At 61.4% G+C, this 16,351-nt stretch carries 17 protein-coding genes, 1 tRNA gene and 3 pseudogenes; 3 read left to right on the forward strand and 18 right to left on the reverse strand.

What is annotated here, in order from left to right:
• Positions 1-8: 8 nt before the first annotated feature.
• The 11 genes and pseudogenes from mazG to KZO24_RS06305 form a co-directional block, all read right to left on the reverse strand.
• Entirely contained in the window at positions 9-782 is a 774-nt protein-coding gene (gene mazG / locus KZO24_RS06255) for a nucleoside triphosphate pyrophosphohydrolase (RefSeq protein WP_271183307.1), read from the reverse strand.
• Between the two features lie 43 nt (positions 783-825).
• Positions 826-1,011, reverse strand: a complete 186-nt coding sequence (locus KZO24_RS06260; RefSeq protein WP_271183308.1) for a hypothetical protein — start codon at positions 1,009-1,011, stop codon at positions 826-828.
• Positions 1,008-1,791: pseudogene (locus tag KZO24_RS06265) on the reverse strand (MBL fold metallo-hydrolase). Before KZO24_RS06265 ends, KZO24_RS06260 begins: the two are co-directional and overlap by 4 nt.
• A complete protein-coding gene (locus tag KZO24_RS06270) occupies positions 1,788-2,567 on the reverse strand; it encodes a TatD family hydrolase (RefSeq protein WP_486486991.1) in 780 nt (259 codons plus the stop codon). Before KZO24_RS06270 ends, KZO24_RS06265 begins: the two are co-directional and overlap by 4 nt.
• A complete protein-coding gene (metG, locus tag KZO24_RS06275; RefSeq protein WP_486486992.1) occupies positions 2,533-4,125 on the reverse strand; it encodes a methionine--tRNA ligase in 1,593 nt (530 codons plus the stop codon). The genes KZO24_RS06270 and metG overlap by 35 nt, the downstream gene beginning before the upstream one ends.
• Positions 4,126-4,208: 83 nt before the next feature.
• The gene (locus KZO24_RS06280; RefSeq protein ID WP_271183312.1) at positions 4,209-5,183 is read right to left on the reverse strand and encodes an AAA family ATPase; all 975 of its coding nucleotides are present in this window, start codon (positions 5,181-5,183) and stop codon (positions 4,209-4,211) included.
• A pseudogene (tmk, locus tag KZO24_RS06285) lies at positions 5,180-5,822 on the reverse strand (dTMP kinase). The gene KZO24_RS06280 and the pseudogene tmk overlap by 4 nt, the downstream one beginning before the upstream one ends.
• Positions 5,819-6,220: a hypothetical protein gene (locus KZO24_RS06290; RefSeq protein WP_486487147.1), complete on the reverse strand. Its 402-nt coding sequence runs from the start codon at positions 6,218-6,220 to the stop codon at positions 5,819-5,821. Before KZO24_RS06290 ends, tmk begins: the two are co-directional and overlap by 4 nt.
• A 71-nt stretch (positions 6,221-6,291) precedes the next feature.
• A pseudogene (locus KZO24_RS06295) lies at positions 6,292-6,954 on the reverse strand (D-alanyl-D-alanine carboxypeptidase family protein); the annotation flags it as partial.
• 80 nt (positions 6,955-7,034) lie between these two features.
• Positions 7,035-8,036: an SPOR domain-containing protein gene (locus KZO24_RS06300; RefSeq protein WP_271183314.1), complete on the reverse strand. Its 1,002-nt coding sequence runs from the start codon at positions 8,034-8,036 to the stop codon at positions 7,035-7,037.
• Positions 8,020-9,027 carry a lytic murein transglycosylase gene (locus tag KZO24_RS06305; RefSeq protein WP_271183524.1) on the reverse strand — a complete coding sequence of 336 codons (1,008 nt, stop codon included), beginning with the start codon at positions 9,025-9,027 and terminating at the stop codon, positions 8,020-8,022. The genes KZO24_RS06300 and KZO24_RS06305 overlap by 17 nt, the downstream gene beginning before the upstream one ends.
• Before the next feature lie 322 nt (positions 9,028-9,349).
• On the opposite strand from KZO24_RS06305, the gene KZO24_RS06310 reads away from it, so the two are divergent.
• The 3 genes from KZO24_RS06310 to KZO24_RS06320 all read left to right on the forward strand — a co-directional run bounded on the left by KZO24_RS06310 (position 9,350) and on the right by KZO24_RS06320 (position 11,075).
• A tRNA-Ser gene (locus tag KZO24_RS06310) sits at positions 9,350-9,440 on the forward strand.
• Positions 9,441-10,021: 581 nt separating this feature from the next.
• The gene (locus KZO24_RS06315; RefSeq protein ID WP_486486993.1) at positions 10,022-10,546 is read left to right on the forward strand and encodes an RNA-dependent RNA polymerase family protein; all 525 of its coding nucleotides are present in this window, start codon (positions 10,022-10,024) and stop codon (positions 10,544-10,546) included.
• The gene (locus tag KZO24_RS06320; protein WP_486486994.1) at positions 10,533-11,075 is read left to right on the forward strand and encodes a hypothetical protein; all 543 of its coding nucleotides are present in this window, start codon (positions 10,533-10,535) and stop codon (positions 11,073-11,075) included. Before KZO24_RS06315 ends, KZO24_RS06320 begins: the two co-directional genes overlap by 14 nt.
• Positions 11,076-11,927: 852 nt before the next feature.
• Here the strand turns inward: KZO24_RS06320 and KZO24_RS06325 are convergent.
• The 7 genes from KZO24_RS06325 to KZO24_RS06355 form a co-directional block, all read right to left on the reverse strand.
• The gene (locus KZO24_RS06325; RefSeq protein ID WP_486486995.1) at positions 11,928-12,149 is read right to left on the reverse strand and encodes a hypothetical protein; all 222 of its coding nucleotides are present in this window, start codon (positions 12,147-12,149) and stop codon (positions 11,928-11,930) included.
• Positions 12,146-12,562: a hypothetical protein gene (locus tag KZO24_RS06330; protein WP_486486996.1), complete on the reverse strand. Its 417-nt coding sequence runs from the start codon at positions 12,560-12,562 to the stop codon at positions 12,146-12,148. Before KZO24_RS06330 ends, KZO24_RS06325 begins: the two co-directional genes overlap by 4 nt.
• Positions 12,559-12,747: a hypothetical protein gene (locus KZO24_RS06335; RefSeq protein ID WP_486486997.1), complete on the reverse strand. Its 189-nt coding sequence runs from the start codon at positions 12,745-12,747 to the stop codon at positions 12,559-12,561. The genes KZO24_RS06330 and KZO24_RS06335 overlap by 4 nt, the downstream gene beginning before the upstream one ends.
• The gene (locus tag KZO24_RS06340) at positions 12,744-13,208 is read right to left on the reverse strand and encodes a DUF5681 domain-containing protein (RefSeq protein WP_486486998.1); all 465 of its coding nucleotides are present in this window, start codon (positions 13,206-13,208) and stop codon (positions 12,744-12,746) included. The genes KZO24_RS06335 and KZO24_RS06340 overlap by 4 nt, the downstream gene beginning before the upstream one ends.
• 28 nt (positions 13,209-13,236) lie before the next feature.
• Positions 13,237-13,950 (reverse strand): hypothetical protein, encoded by a 714-nt coding sequence (locus KZO24_RS06345; RefSeq protein WP_486486999.1) that lies wholly within the window; start codon positions 13,948-13,950, stop codon positions 13,237-13,239.
• A 609-nt stretch (positions 13,951-14,559) separates the two neighbouring features.
• Positions 14,560-14,952 carry a hypothetical protein gene (locus tag KZO24_RS06350; protein WP_486487000.1) on the reverse strand — a complete coding sequence of 131 codons (393 nt, stop codon included), beginning with the start codon at positions 14,950-14,952 and terminating at the stop codon, positions 14,560-14,562.
• Between the two features lie 62 nt (positions 14,953-15,014).
• On the reverse strand, positions 15,015-16,238 hold the full coding sequence (locus tag KZO24_RS06355) for a DUF3987 domain-containing protein (protein WP_486487001.1): 1,224 nt from the start codon (positions 16,236-16,238) through the stop codon (positions 15,015-15,017).
• Between the last annotated feature and the right edge of the window lie 113 nt (positions 16,239-16,351).

Genomic DNA, 16,351 nt, shown 5'->3' on the forward strand with positions numbered 1-16,351 from the left:
ATGCGCGTTTATTCGGCGCGCTTCACGGCCTGCCAGTAACCTTCCTGTTCTTCCAGGGAAAGTGCGGCGAAATCGCGGTTTTCCTGGGCCGAGAGGGTCTCCATCGCGCGGAACCGGCGCTCGAACTTGGCGTTCGCGGCGCGCAGCGCATCCTCGGGCGCGATTCCGTTCAAACGCACGAGATTAACCGCTGCGAACAGCAGATCGCCGGCTTCCTCCAGCCGTTCCGCAGCCCCGGCTTCAGCGAGTTCCTGCATTTCCTCGCGCACCTTGTCCGCGGCTCCGCTCGGATCGGGCCAGTCGAAACCAACCCGCGCCGCACGCTTCTGGAGCTTTTCGGCCCGCATCAGAGCCGGAAGCGAGAGTGCGACGCCGTCGATTGCGCTGGTCGCTCCCTTGGCGACGCGCTCGCTGGCTTTGAGCTTTTCCCAGCGATCAATCTGCGCATCGTCAGAAACGTCGTCACCGAAGATGTGCGGGTGGCGGGCCTCCAACTTGTCCGAGATTGCGGCGGCGACATCGCCAAAAGCGAAATGCCCGAGTTCTTCTGCCATGCGCGCATGAAACACGACCTGTAGCAGCAGGTCGCCAAGTTCTTCGCGCAGGGACGAAAGATCGTCATGCGCGATGGCTTCGGCGACTTCGTAGGCTTCCTCGATCGTATATGGTGCGATCGTCGCGAAAGTCTGCTCCTTGTCCCATTCGCAGCCGTCCTGCGGATCGCGCAGGCGGGCCATTATGGTCAGAAGGCGATCGATCTGCTGGTGTCGGTTCTGTGTCATACCTGAAATGATAATGATGATTATGTAAAGTAGAGGGTGGCGATCATGAGGTGATCTTCAGACCGGACCATTGGATTACCAGCACGAGGCTAATGATGACGGCTGCCCATATGGCTGCAAGGCGCAACGCCTGCCCGCCGCCGAGCCCGCGAATTTGCGGATTGCGCAATGCCAGGACCAAACAGCCGACGATGGAGATCATCGATACGATCATGGCAGTCAAGGTCATGGCGCGATCACCAGTCCATCATAAGCGACCTGCACGTTTGCAGGCACTGAGGCGCTCAGTGTGGCATAGTCCATGCTCTTGTCGAGATGCGTCAGCACGGCCGTGCTGACGCGGCACACTTCAACGAGTTCCAGCGACATGGCCAGATGTGAATGGGTCGGATGCGGTTCGCGGCGCAGGCAATCTACTATCAAGACGTCGCAACCATAGAACAGGTCTATCATTCCGCGTGTAATCTGATTGAAGTCTGTCGCATAACCGATTGATTTACCGTCGGCATCGAACAAAAATCCGGTCGAGATCCATACCCCCATGTGGCATCTGGGTATGGCCGACGCGAAAACCTTCGCAAAGGCGTAGCGTGTCCAGATTCTCCAGCGAAATCAACGTTGGATAGCCATGCTGGCCGGCAAAGACGTATCCGAAGCGCTGCCGCAGCCGACGAACCGTTTCGGAATCTGCATAACCCGGAATCGGTCCGGCGCGGCCGTAGCGCAGCGGGCGAAGATCATCGATGCCGTGGCAGTGATCGGCGTGATCGTGCGTCCAGAATACTGCGTCTATGCGATGGATGTCATTCGCAAGGAGCTGCGCGCGCAGATCGGTCGGCGTATCGACCAGAATACGGGCTCCGGCATCGCTTTCGAGCAGGATCGCGACGCGCGTGCGCCGGTTTCGGGGCTCCTTGGGATCGCACAGGCCCCAGTCTGCCCCGTTATTCTCGCCGCCGAGCCGCGGTACTCCGGTGGATGTGCCGCTACCAAGGATCGTCACCTTCACGCGTAATGCGCCTTGGTAAACAGAGCGAAGAAATTGCGCGTCGTCACCTCGCCAAGATGCTCCACGCTGATCCCGCGCAAGGTCGCAACGAAAGCGGCGGTATCGGCCGTGAATGCCGGCTCGCACTTGCGGCCGCGATGTGGGACCGGTGCAAGAAACGGCAGATCGGTCTCCACAAGAAGCCGATCTTCAGGAACTGTTTTTACGAAGTCCTGCAAGTCCTTGGCATTCTTGAACGTCACGATGCCGGAAATACTGATCGTGAGGCCCAGATCGAGGACCTTGCGGCCGAAGTCCGCGCTGGCGGTGAAGCAGTGGATCAGCGCAGGGAAAGCGCCCTTCCCCATTTCCTCCTCAAGAATACGCGCGGTATCACCCTCGGCGTCGCGCGTGTGAATGATGATCGGGAGGCCGGTCTCACGCGCGACGGCGATATGCGTGCGGAACAATGCCTGCTGCACGTCGCGGTCGGACTTGTCGTAATAATAGTCGAGCCCGGTTTCGCCTATGCCGATCACGCGGGGATGGGCCGCGGCTTCGCGCAAGGCGCTCTCGCCGAGATCGGCATGCTGGTCCGCCTCATGCGGATGGATGCCGATCGAAGCCCATACGTCCGGTTCGCGCGCGGCGGTATCGACGACGCGGTCCCATTCCCGTTGCCGGGTCGAGATATTGAGGAACCCCTTGATCCCCGCCGCGCGCGCGCGAGCGAGAACGGCCTGCTGATCCTCGACCAGGCCCTCATACTCGAGATGGCAGTGGGAATCGATCAGCATCAGGCTGCCGCTTCCTCGGGCAATTCAAGGCGGGGAACACGCCCTGCGGCTTGTCGACCTTGAACCCGGAAGCGACGAGTTCGTCAAACCACCCGGCCTCCGCTAGCGCCGCATAATTCCGGGCATCCGCGCCCTGTCCCATCTGGTCGAGTAACGCGTCGATTGCGGTGGGCACCACGGGCCTTACGGCAAGGGCAAGATCGCGCACGACGCGGAAGAGGGTCATCAGCACCGTCTCCATGCGTGCGGGATCGCTCTTGCGCAGTGCCCAGGGGGCCTGTTCGTCGACATACTGGTTGCAGGCGAAGACGCCGCGCATCCAGGCTTCCAGACCAGTGCTGAAATCGAGGGCGTCAAAGGCCGTACGCAGACCTGAGATGCCCTCGGCTACGGCGGCGAACAGTGCGGTGTCCGCCTCACTATATTCAAGCCCAGACTTCAAATCCCCATCCATGTTCTTGAAAATCATGGATAGGCTGCGCTGCGCTAGATTGCCGAAGCTATTCGCGAGCTCGGCATTGGTGCGGGTGACGATGGCTTCGGCCGACCACGAACCATCTTGTCCGAACGCGACTTCGCGCAGGAAGAAATAGCGCAGCGTATCGACGCCAAAGGTTGCGGCCAGCCCGATCGGATCGGTGACGTTGCCCAGTGACTTCGATTCCTTCTGCCCGCGATTGAGCAGGAAGCCGTGTCCGAAGACCTGCTTGGGCAGGTCCAGGCCTGCGCTCATCAGGAAGGCGGGCCAGTACACGGTGTGGAAGCGAACGATGTCCTTGCCGATCAGGTGAACGTCGGCAGGCCAGAACTTGGCGAAGTCGCCCTGCTCCTCGGGGAAGCCGAGACCGGTGATGTAGTTGGTCAGCGCATCGACCCACACGTACATGACGTGATTATCGCTCCCGGGAACCTTGATCCCCCAGTCGAAGCTGGTGCGTGAGACCGACAAGTCGCGAAGGCCACCTTCGACGAAGCGCTGGATCTCGTTGCGGCGGCTCTCGGGACGGATGAAGTCACCTGAAGCGTAGAGTTCCAGCAATTTGTCCTGATACCTGGATAAGCGAAAAAACCACGATTCCTCAACGGTCCATTCCACCGGAGTGCCCTGAGGCGACAGCTTCGCGCCACCTTCGCCAGCCTGCAGTTCGCTTTCGTCGTAATAAGCTTCGTCGCGGACCGAGTACCAGCCTTCGTAGCGATCGAGATAGAGGTCGCCGTTCGCTTCCATGCGGCGCCACAGTTCCTGAGTGGCGGCGTGGTGGCGCGGCTCAGTCGTGCGGATGAACACGTCATAACCGATATTCAGAATGTCGCACATTTCCTTGAAATACGACGACATTTCATCTGCCAGAGCAGCCGGCGCGGTATCGAGTTCGCGCGCCTTCTGGGCCATCTTCAGCCCATGCTCGTCCGTGCCGGTCTGGAACCGGACGTCGAAACCTTCCGCCTTCTTGAAACGGGCGATCACGTCCGCGGCGATGGCCTCGTAGGCATGGCCGATGTGTGGGCGTCCATTGGGGTAGCTGATGGCGGTAGTAATGTAATAGGGCTCGCCCATACGGCGTCGCGCTTTCCTGGCTGGTGTTTACAGGTCAATATTCAAACACGTTCCGAACTTCCCGCAGGAGTCCGGCGAACGCGCTAGCGTGCCGCTTCTCTAGGCATCGCGGCCGAGGCCAGCAACCCGCCAATTTCCATTATGAGGAGCCCGGCATCGAAATTGTAGGTCGGAGCCTGCGTCGCCAGCTTCGTAAGCGCGCCATAAGCCTCGATAAAGCCGAGTTGGCGATGGCGTGGCGCTTCGCGCAATTGGTGGACGAGGACCGCTCGGGCCAGTTCCAGCGCCGCCAGTTGGCGGTCGCGTGCCGGTCGCCCGCCCATCTCATCAGCAAGGGCGCCGCGAAGGAGGAAATCCGGGTCGCCGCGCTGGAGGATGCGCATCATCAGTTCGTGAACGGCACCGAGGTCATGCTCGACGATATCGAGCGCTACGCCGGGCGACCCTTGGGCAGCTGCGATCGCGGCGGAGCGCGCGGCGGCATCGGCTTGCGGTGCGTCGCGGCGGATGACAGCTTCGAGCTCCTCCCGGTCCAGCGCTGCGAAGCGCAGAACCCGGCACCGGGAACGGATGGTCGGCAGCAGGCGCCCAGGCTGGTGCGTGACGAGCAGGAAATAGGTTCCCGCCGGCGGTTCCTCTAGGGCCTTCAGAAGTGCGTTGACCGCCCCCTTTTCCATGTCGTCGGCAGGGTCGATGATGATCGCGCGGCGATCGCCCAGCGTCGGCTTGGTCGCGAGGCGGCGGATCATGCCGCGTACCTGGTCCACGGTGATGTTGCGCTTGGTCTGGTAGGGCTTGCCTTCAGCCTTCTTCTTTGCCTCGTCGTCGTTGGCGGGAAGGTGGTCTAGGATGTGGATGTCGGGATGGCTCTCGACATCGAGCACCGGGGCGCCGGGCTGACGGACCAGTTCGGCAGCGGCGGCGCGAGCGAACGCGCGCTTTCCGAGGCCCTTGCCGCCACTCAGCAGCCAGGCGTGGTGCATACGCTCGGACGCGATGGCGGCGAGCCATTCCTGCCACGCGGCATCCTGGCCGATAAAGGGCTTGTCCATGTTCACCCCAGCAACGGCGCCAGTGCAGCGAGGACCTGCGCTTGCGTGTCGTAAGGGTTTCCATCCCCGTCGACCCGGGCGAAGCGGGCGGGCTCTGCGTCGGCGAAGGCAGAAAACGCGCTGGCCACACGGGCATGGTAGGCGGCATCCCGGCCGCCGATACGGTCGCTGCCGTCGGTGTCGCGCAGGGCGAGCCTTTGCACGGCCACCGCCGGGGTTACCTCGATCAGCAGCGTCAGATCGGGCAGCAGGCCGTCGCTACCAATGGCGTGAAGGGCGGCGATGTCGCTGTCAGACAATCCGCCACCACCACCCTGATAGGCGCGGCTCGAGATCGAGATAGCGATCGCAGATGACCCATGCGCCGCGTGCCAGTGCCGGGCGGATCAGGCGGTGGACGTGGTCGGACCGTGCGGCGGCGAACAGCAACGCCTCGGCACGCGGGTTCCAGCTTTCGCCGCCATCGCCCTCGACGCCATTGAGCAACAGGGCGCGGATTGCCTCCGCGCCCGGCGTTCCGCCCGGCTCGCGGGTGGTGACCACCTCCAGGCCAAGCCCACGCAGGGCTTCGGCCAGTAGTCGGGCCTGGGTGGACTTGCCCGCCCCTTCCCCGCCCTCGAGCGCGATGAATCGACCCTGCATCATGTGAACAGGTTGATAAGCCCGTTCAGCAGCCTGTCCAGCCATCCGGCAGTCCCCACGTCACGCCCCGCGTAGAGCGGCACGCGGCCCGGTGCGAGCCCGGCGACGCGGATCTCCAGTTCGCCGACCTGCTCGCCCTTGCGGATCGGCGCCTTGATCGGTCCGCTGTAGTGGACGGCAAGCGTGATGCCCGGCTGAGTGCCGCGCGGGATGGTGGCGTGAACCTCGCGGTTGGCGACGAGCGGCAGCGAGCGGGCGTCGCCGCCTTGAACCTTGGCCTGCGCGATCGTCTGGCCCTGGTCGAAGAGGTGGCGGGTGTCCCACGCGGCAAAGCCCCATTCGAGCAGCGCCTTTGCCGCATCGTCGCGCACCTTGGGCAGCGGCGATCCCGCCAGCACCATGACGAGGCGGCGCCCCCACGCTCGGCCGTGCCGAGAAAGTTGTAGCCAGCCTCGCGGGTATATCCGGTCTTGATGCCGTCCGCGCCGGGCACGACGCCCACCGTCGGGTCGTGGCTGCGCATGTGGACGTCACGCCAGATCCAGTGCTTGTGACCGGAAAACTCGCGGTAAAGATCAGGATAGCGCGTGATCATCGCATCGGCGAGGCGCACCAGATCGCTGGCGGTGACGTAGGTGTTGCCCTCGTCCATCCAGCCGTTGGGCGTGTTGTAGTGACTGCGCGTCATGCCGAGGCGCCGCGCGGCGTCGTTCATCTTCGCCGCCCAGCCCTGCACGCTGCCCGCATAGCCCTCGCCCAGCACGACGGCGGCATCGTTCGCCGAAGCGGTCATGATGCCATGGAGCAGGTCGCGCGTGGTCGGCCTGTCCTTGGTCGTGATGTACATGTTGGTGCCCTTGGCGAACCATTCCTTCTCGGTCTCGGGTCGCTCCTGGAACTGGCGGTCCATGCGGAGACGGCCCGCGCCGATTTCCTCGAAGGCGACGTAAGCGGTCATCACCTTGGTCACCGAGGCGGGCAGGAAGGGCGTATCGGGATGTTTCTGCGCCAGCACCTGGCCGGAGCCGAGATCGACCAGCAGACTTACCGGGATCGGCGCAACCTGCGGCGGCGGGGCCGGGATGGAGGCGGCCGAGGCACTCGCCGGTATGGTCACGGCCAGTGCCAGCTTCACGATATTGGAAAACGACTTCAAGACCCGACTTCTCCCGCGCGCCTGTCGGCGTCTGGCTGCGCGCGGGAGACGTTTCAGGTTCAGTCCGCGCCGAGGATTCGGGCATCCCTATAGCCCGCGCCTTTCGCCTTCTCCAGCGCCGGCGCGGCTTTTGCACGGTTCGCGTAAGGACCGAGCCGCACGCGCCAGAACTTGCCTGCCGGGGACATGCTGCCACCGAGTTGCGCGGCGACCTTGCGAGCCGAGGATTCGGAGGAAAACGCGGCTACCTGTACGTAAGTCGAGCCCTTATCGGCAGGTTTGAGCGCTTCCGGTTTGGGCTTCGCCGCCGGAGCAGCGGGCTTCGGAGCGGGGGCCTTGGGCGGCGAAGGGGGCACCGTTTGCGACGGGCGGGCGGCGGGCCGTACGGCCGGGGCGACGGATGCGGGCCTGGCTACCTTCGGTGCCGCTGCCGGCTTCGCGGCCGGAGCCTTGACTATCGCAGGCGGTTCTCCCGCAGGCATTGCCGGCGGCGTGGAAGGCGGCGGGACCAGCGGCGACTGGTCCGCCAGCTTGCGGCGCAGGACCTTGAGCAGTCCTTCGGGCGTTTCCATGCGCTCCGGCGCCCGGCCGCCGGCCCGAAGGAGCGCGCGCTCCTGCTCCGGCGGATTGACGCGGCGTACCCGCACTTGCGCCCTGGCGCCAGGAGCGAGACCGAGCTGCGCCGAAGCATCGGCCGACAGTTCGATGAGTGCATCGTTTACCATCGGGCCGCGCCTCTCGATCCGCACGAGGATGGTGCGGCCGGTGTCGAGCGCGGTCACTTCTGCATAGCTGGGCAAAGGCAAAGTCTTGTGCGCGGCGGTCACGCCGGTGCCTTCGCCGGTGATGACGCCGCCGACCGCGTCGTAGTTGAGCTGGTCGGTCGGCGTCCAGACGGTGCTGCCGACGGTGAAGGGTTCGCCGACGACGACCGGATAATCGGCGGCAGGCCCCGTAGCAGGAGCAGCGACCTGCGGAGTGCGGGAAGCGGCCAAGGCCCCTCCCGAACCGAGCAGGATCAGCGCCGCAAGCGGCAGGGCATGGTTAACGGGCAATCTCATCTGCAAGCAACCCCACGGACATGGCGTAGTAGTTCGAGCAGTTGTACTGGAGGATCACCCGATAATTACCGGTTAACAGATAAGCCGGAGTGCCCGGACCGTCGGGCTGGAACAGCGAGGCGAGGACATCGCCGCCGATCGCGCCCTGCGGCGCCACGCCAAGGGCGCGCCATTGCGAAACCGGCTTCCACTGCGAATGGCGCGCATGAACTGCGGCGCATGACGGCGACGACAACTTCGTCGCATAGGCGTTTACGTTGAACCCGGACGGCAGGCTGGCCCGCACGCCCCAGGGCTCACCGGTGCGCCAACCGGCGTCGCGGAAATAATTCGCGATCGAGGCCAGCGTGTCGGCCGAACTGGAGAAGATATCCGCCCGCCCGTCCCCGTCGCCATCGACGGCGAGGCGCAAGTAGACGCTCGGCAGGAACTGGGGATACCCGAAGGCCCCTGCCCAGCTGCCCTTGAGTTGCGAACGCGGCACGCCCCGGTCGACCATCTTCATCAGCGCGATAAGCTCGCTCTCGAACAGCTCGCGGCGGCGCCCTTCCCAGGCCAGCGTCGCCAGCGAGCGCGCGAGGTCGAAGTCGCCTGTGTAGCTGCCGAAATTGGTCTCATGCCCCCAGATCGCGAAGAGAATCGGCGCGGGCACGCCATACCGCCGCTCGATCTGCGGCAGGATCGAGGCAAGTGAAGTATAGCGCGACTTGCCGCGCGCCACGATCGAACTGCCCACGTGCTGCGCGATATAAGGCGCCAGTGGCGGCGGCGCCCCGCGGCTGCCGGGCTGCGAGGTATCGAGCGCGATGACCCTCTCGTTGGGCGTGAGGCCGGTCAGCACGCTGGTGATGGCGGCTTCGCTCACACCTTGGGATCGGGCATGCGAGGCGACCGTGCGCAAGTAATCGGGAAAGGACTCCGGCTGCGCGCAGGCCTGCGCGGCGGGAAGCGCAAGCACGATGGCGAAGACGGGAAGACGCAGGGATCGCATGAAGGTTGCAAAGGTCATCGCGAGGAAACTTCGCACAAAGCGGTCCGGTTGCAAATGGCCCGCTGCGCCTCATCGTGGACAGTCGCCGCAAGCCCGATGCCCTTCACCGAGCATCAACCCCTTGCGCCCGCGCCACTTTGGGCTATGCGCAGGAATAGAGCGGACAGGTGGCCGAGTGGTTTAAGGCAGCGGTCTTGAAAGTTGCCGGGCCTTATCCGTTCGACGAAGAGAATAACCTTATAAAACAAGGTGTAACTTGTGAATCTCAAATTGGCGGCGACTTGCCCATAAGCATTTCGTAAGCTACGCGCTGATTCGATGCGGAAGAGTGGCCGAGTGGTTTAAGGCACTGGTCTTGAAAACCAGCGATGGGGCAACCTATCCGTGGGTTCGAGATCCCACCTCTTCCGCCACAATTTTCGATACGTATCGTTGTGGGACAGCGGGCTTTCTGAAGTGCGACACCCTAGTCAGCGTCCTTGAGCAGAACTATCTTGCTCATTGTCCCCGGAATTGGCCGACGGATACGATCGTTGCAACGAGCAACCCGCAAGAGCGACAAGATGATCCAGGCAGCGCCGGGACACTTCGCCTCCGCGAGTGCGAGTAACAGGTTCATGAGCATAGCTCGGACAATCTCCTCGATTACACGATACCACTTAGCGTTTCAGACCCGCACCGACGAGCAGCCTCACAAGGGCCTAACAGGGGGTGGAATGTGGTGTGCGTCCGGGGGCGTCCAGGTTGCTGGGGTCTCGGGTCAAGACTGGCTCCCGGACTCTGCTATTGATAAGGTGGCGCTATGAAGCCACCAATCTGGTTCCGCCCGCGCGGCTAACTTCACTTGGACATGCCGGTTAAACCGGAGTTTGCCATTGGTTTAACGCCCTCTCAGGTATCGAGCCACGTGTGGTCACCTTTGATCCACTACGTGAAGACGGAAAAGCGATACAAAGTAAAGGAGAGGAAGACGGTAGCCAAGGAGCGACCTATTATGTTCGCCTCCCATCGTGATTCTTGCATTTTATCTAAATACTCATCCGAGTTGGTTAGAATTTTGGATGATTGGTACGGCGCGAATGATTTAGACGATACGGTGATTGCCTATCGATCTTTGGGAAAATCTAATTACCATTTTGCCAAGCGCGTCGAGGACTTTGTGCGGGAACACGCATCTTTGACCGTCATGTGCTTCGACGTCACGGGGTTCTTTGACAACCTCGACCATAAGCGTCTCAAAACACGATTGAAATGGGCGTTAGAATGCGATGATCTGCCGCCCGATTGGTTCGCCGTGTTTCGGTCAGTAACAAAATATCGGTACATCAATTTGGATGAGATCAAGCAGCACGAGGATCTCGCCAAGCGCTTGCGCGACCGTAAACGTCATCCTCTGGCTACCGTTGCGGAATTAAAATCGCGCGGCTTATCAATCAATAAAAACCCAAAGGCGGTCGGCATACCCCAGGGTACGCCAATAAGCGCTAGCTTGTCGAGATCTATATATGACGCAATTTGACATTGAAATGCGTCAAGAGGCACTCAAGCGTGGTGCTTTGTATCAGCGATACTCAGACGACATTCTTGTCGCGTGCCCACCTACTAGGCAGAACGTGCTTAAGGCGTTAGTAGAGGAGAAGTTGGAGGAGCATGGATTAGAACTACAGTCGTCTAAAACGGATGTGGTCACTATGCATGCGCCTGCCAGCACCCTAACCTTCCAATATCTTGGTTATCAACTTGGTCATGTGAATGCTCGCCTGCGGCTCAAGTCATTGTCGAAACAATGGCGGACCGCGAGGCGCGCTATTCGCAAGACCGAGCGCATAGGCTTAACTGCGATAAAGGCAGGCAAAGCTGATAAGATTTACACCCGGAAGCTACATCGGCGATTTACTAGTGCAGGAGACAGGAATTTTCTGGCCTACGCAACCAAATCCGCTGAAACGCTCAACTCTCCCGCTATTCGCAAGCAGGCCAAGAAACTGCGCCGCTTTATGCAGCGAGAGCTTACACGCCTTAAGGGAAAGGCGACGCCGCAGCCCTAATTGGCGCTTCCGATTTACTTATGACGAGAACGTGACCTAACTTGTCACCACCGATTTCAGCGCGTTGCGAGGCTTCCTCCACTAAACACGATAACTGTTTGAGCAGCAACGCCCCACATCTTTCGATGCAGGGCGTTGGCGGCGTCAGGAGAAGGAGTGTCCCCGCCGCTGGCTCCGATCAGTTTTACGAGGGTCGGTTGCCTTGACCTCGGCGTGGCCATGACCTCCACGCATAGCGCCGCCCGAGGATGGGAGGCGGCGAAGGTTTATTCCCCCAGCAGGCGACACCCATGGCTACCATTGCAGAGGCGCAGGCGGGACACATCATCGCTGAAAAACGGCTTGCTACAACGCAGGCAGCGAATCCAGCCAACGCGGCCAACAGCCCGAGGCGGATCAAGGTCCATGTCGTAGATCGGCTCCCGTCGTGCGCCGCCGTCCCACAGCCAGGGCAACGGCTCGTTAAACCCTTGCTGGTTGGTGCGCCGGGGAGTGTGGCCACAACCTGCTGGGGGTGCCTGGGGCGCCCGGACAATGCGAGGGCGCGGCTCTCGGGCACGCGGGGCCGGGTTAGCGCTGCGCCACGCCGACAACCACGCCGGAACGGGTTGCAGGTCACTCATCGCCCACGCCAACCTTGCCAAGTGCCGTCCGATTCCCAGCGTCGTAGAGACTGAAGGACCACGGGGAAGTCGCGCCGATCCAAGATGCCGTCGTCCATCTGCTCCGCACACATGGCGGCGAACGCATCGAACGAGCCATAGGCCAAGGCGTATGGGGATTGGCCCGGCGCCCGCACCACTTCGAGCCGCTGAACACGCGCAAGAAGGGAACGGACGCCCGCCATGCTGATTATTCCTTCGCCGTTTCAAGGCTCGCCACCCGCGCTTCGAGCGCAACGACTTTGTCGGCCAGAGAACCGAGCAAAGCATCCACCTGCCCCGGCCATTCCTGCGCGCGCTTTCGTTCCTCGACCGAGCGCATAGCATCCTCCTGCGTCCGTGCGAAAATGTGATCGAGCTGCTCCGGCGTTACGGCGTAGCTCTCCGTTTCGTTGGGGTTTTTCGTCATCATGAGCGGATTACCTTCATCTGCTGTAGAACTTCATGGGCGTCGGCGCGGACGGTCGGATCGTCGGAGTCTCGCATTACGTCCGCTAACATCTTGGCCACATTGGCGCGCAGCTCTCCGCGCTGCTGATCGTCGAGGCGGGCCACCCCATCCGGCAAGTTGCGTTCGTCGAGCACTTCAGCGGCGGTCATGGATACGACATGGATCGGATATGCCATCTGATCGGCAAGCTGCAGCGCCCACTGGACCGCCTCCGCATGATTCTCGATGGGTTCCACCGGGCCGTTGAACTGTTTGGCGAACTCCGTGCCATGCAACGCGCCGCCCGCTAACCACATCACCTGGCAGAACAGATCATCGTCGCCGACCTCGTACGCCACGACATGATTTGTTTTCGTGTGGATCACCGGCATCATCGTTTCTCCCGTGCGAGGCGTTGGCGGCAGGCTTCATCGAACCGCAGTGCCTTCGAAATAAGGCCGGTCGGGTCGCGCATGACGTCGCTGGGGGCCGGGCCTGCTGCATTGAAAAGCAGAATGTCGCGGTTGCCGGGCCGAAGTAGCGCCGTGGCTGTGCCATGGGTGGTGCGTTCGTTTTTCATACTGGTCTTGCCTCCAACAGAGTGATCCGGCCTTCGAGCTCTTCGACAGCCCTCGCGTTGGACAACGTGCCGATTGCCTCAATGATTTGGCGTCCAACATCTGGCGCCACAGCGCCTTGGGAAATCGAGGCAAGCACAGCTTCGATCTGCTTTGCTATCGGCGCGGACGGGTCCAGATCGAACCGCACCTTCTCTGCCTGGCTTTTTATTGCAGGAAGAATCCTGCCGAGGATCAGGTGAGCCGCGCCTGCGTCTCCATCGAGCGCCTTCTCGATCATAACCCCTACGATGCCGTCAGCGTCCGCAAGCATCTTCTCAGCGAGCTTTGCTCTCCGATCCACAATTCCTTTGGGCCTGCCGCGCGGATTGCCGCTCTGGCCCGGTATCCAGCGTCCGCTCGAAGCTGGCGGAGGAGCATCTGTGCTTCCGCCGTCGAGCCAGGGTGGTTGAATCTTGGTCATGCCTGATCCTGTTCAGAGCAGTGAGCGATCAGGCGCCGGGTTCGATCTGCAGGGCATCCAGCGCCGCCTGGTTCAGCGTGTCGATACCGCGCACTTCCTTCGCAGGCGCGCCGACAGCCTTCTGGATTTCCTTGATGATCTTGCGCGCGTCGCGGTCGATCTTTTCGCTGGCGCTCCGCATTACCTGAAGCCGCTCCACCAACGCGGGATTCTTCCTGGCGTGGTATTCATGCACGAAATGAGAATGATCCACGTTCGTCAGCCCCGAAAGGAAGGCCGGGCTGCCAAGGATGCTCGCGAGAGTGGTGTCGTCACCTGCCTCCATCGCTTCCCGAATGAGCGTCGAGCGCTCCGTCCGGCTAAGCGTCTTACAATGCCCCCGAATTTCGGCGTTGAGCGTCCCTAGGGCACGGGCTTCGAGAGGCTGCGATAGCTGCGCCTCAGTATGTGTGATCGTTGCCTCGAGGTCGCGGGACACTTGGTCCATGCGGCGAAGCAACCGTTCCTGCTGCTTCGACGCCTCTTTGCCAACTACAAGAAGACGCTGTTCCTCGGTCCAGGCAGGGTTTGCCTTCCCCGCTGAAGTGGCGTCATGTAGTTTCCCAATCGTGAGGTAAGCGTCCTGAAAGGCATTGACCACACCAGAGATGAACGGTGCCGTCGCATCGTTATAGCCCTCAATGGACTTGAGCGCTTCTCCGTCCAGCGCCGGTGATACGCGAATATCTACTTTGACTGTCATTGCGTGTTCCTAACCTGTTGGGGCTATTAATACGCTTATAGCAACTTGTTGTCTCCGTGTTTATTTAGCAATATCAATGTGATGCATCACAATTCCAACAGTTTGGTTGTTTGTTGGAGGAGTAATGGCGGGGTCCATCCGCCCCGCTCACTGCAATTTGCCCAGGACGTGGTGGCTTCGGCTCGGCTTATCTGACCACGCTATTGGTCGTTGCGCATCCATTCGCCCGCACGGCGGTTCGGCCAAGCATCGCAAATTATCCGCTGTGCCATGGCGAAAGCGCAGTCACGATGGAACATAACGCGGACTTGCCCTACGTGGGGCAGCGTCATATCGTAACCCACGGTTGGCCCGGCGCTCCGCTCGCCGCAGGCGGGGCAGGTTTCGTGATTATTGAACGGACTAGCCTTTGCGGCGTCGGTGTCCCTGTAAAAGGTCATTTTGCTCTCCTGAATTGATGTAGGCTCCCAGTATCTCTGCCAACTCTGCCTTACACACACGGCACCCTAGTGTAGGGAGGAGGTAAGCCCACCCCCTATGGTGCGCGCAAGGCAGAGATGGCAGGGATGGCACCATCACAATTTGATCCCTGCCATGTCTGCGTGCAAGTCAAGCCGTTTCGCCGATTGCATCGCGTACAGCGGCGCGGCGTGCTCGCCATTGCTCGCCCTCGCGGGCGAATAACTCTGCAACTCTGTGGTGAACCGCGTACCTGCTCGGCCATCCTCCGTAAGAGCGGACGTGCGTTTGGGCGCTCAACCAGTCGGCGTCTTCTAGTATCTGCACAGCTTCACGGCGCAGGCGGTCATCGGCCTTCTTGAAACCCTGACAGTGCTGGGTCATCCAATCGCGGCTGATTGTGGTCACCGCCTCCTCAGACGCCACCACCGAGCGTGCCAGTGCACGCGCCAACTCGAACGCCGGGGCGCTGCTCAGGATGCTGGAGTACAAAGTGTGTGCGTGTCGGCGCGCCTTGCGCATGTATCGAATGGCGTAGCCCATAGCCTCGGCCCCTACCTCTTGCCCAGGCGGACACCGCTCGACAGCGCAGAATACGTGGAAGGTCAGCGCCACCTCGGCCAACATGCCAGGGTGCTTGCCGAGGTGTGCGGCGTAGGCGGGGAAAATTCCTCGGTCGAGATAACAAGTTGTCGAAGTTGCCGGACCTCGGCCTCGAATAATGCGCGTGCTTCGGGCCCCAGCGAGATCTCTGTCGGCAACCCCGACGAGGTTACTTGGTACGCATATTCGAGCCGCCCGGCCCAATTCAACATGGCCTGCCGTGCGTCCCCAGTGGCGTCGAGGTTAGGGGAGGACAGGATGCATGGCACGAAGCGCTGGATGAGCCCATCTTCCGGCATTTGCTTCATCTGCTTTGCCAACCCGTCTGGCGTGCAAGCGGCAAGGACGGAAACTCCCCAGTTTGGCACGTAAACTGAACCGCGCTCGACCCGGTTGATCTGGTGCGGCCCTCCATCGCGCAGTTGGAGCCAGTCACCACGGTTCTTAGCCCCTTCCCCACGATCCGCAGCGTCTATCGCCCCGATCCACGAAGAGAACTCTTCCGTCAGCATGAGCATGCCGCGAGGATTGGCCTGCAACGCAATGGACAGCGCGGGGATCGTGCTGTCGCTGGTGTACAGCGCGGGCACCGGATCACGTTCGTTGCTGTGGAGGCTTTCGTTAGCCTCCCGCCAACGCTCGTAGAGCACGCCATGCATTTGCTTGATGTGGTCAGTAGCAGCTCGGATGCATGGAGACTTTCCCGCGCTCGGCCCGCCGCAGAGGAATGCCCACTGTCGTGCCGAAACGTTCCAATTGGACTCGGGACGTACCGAAAGCCGGTAGCCGTCATCAATTACCGACGATGCGGCGGTTACGCACGCAACGATGGAGCCGCTTCGGTCATAACCCGTAGCTTGGGAAAAGTGCCAAGCGAACTCTCCGATGCAGCGCGGCACGTCGTCAAATTCGTATGGCGGCGGCGCCGCCCGTCGCAGTATGTCGCGCGGTTCGCGTAAGTTGAAGTTCGGGTCGACGCGCGCAACCATGCCACCCGCCTTTATTCGTGCCTGCTCCGCTTTAGCTTCCTCGACGCGAGCAAGGTCTGCGAGAAGTTTGGATTTATGCTGCTCGTGAGCCTGTTTTTCCTCAGCACTCCAATAAAGATCGGCATTTGCGGTGCGTTGCTTGTGACTGTGATAATCCCAATCCGTCTTGCCGTCCTCTGTCAAAGGAGGATTGTAAGGCGGTTGCGTTTCACCATTAGGTTCTGGTATAGTCGCCATTGCTCAATAATACTTTCACTTAAGCGGTAGGTGGGATTAAGGCTCCTTCTGCCGCTTTTTCTTTTCCTGACTTACGATAAACTCACACGATACTTTCGTAACACGTATTTCCT

Source organism: Novosphingobium sp. NFX11 (genome assembly GCF_057376415.1).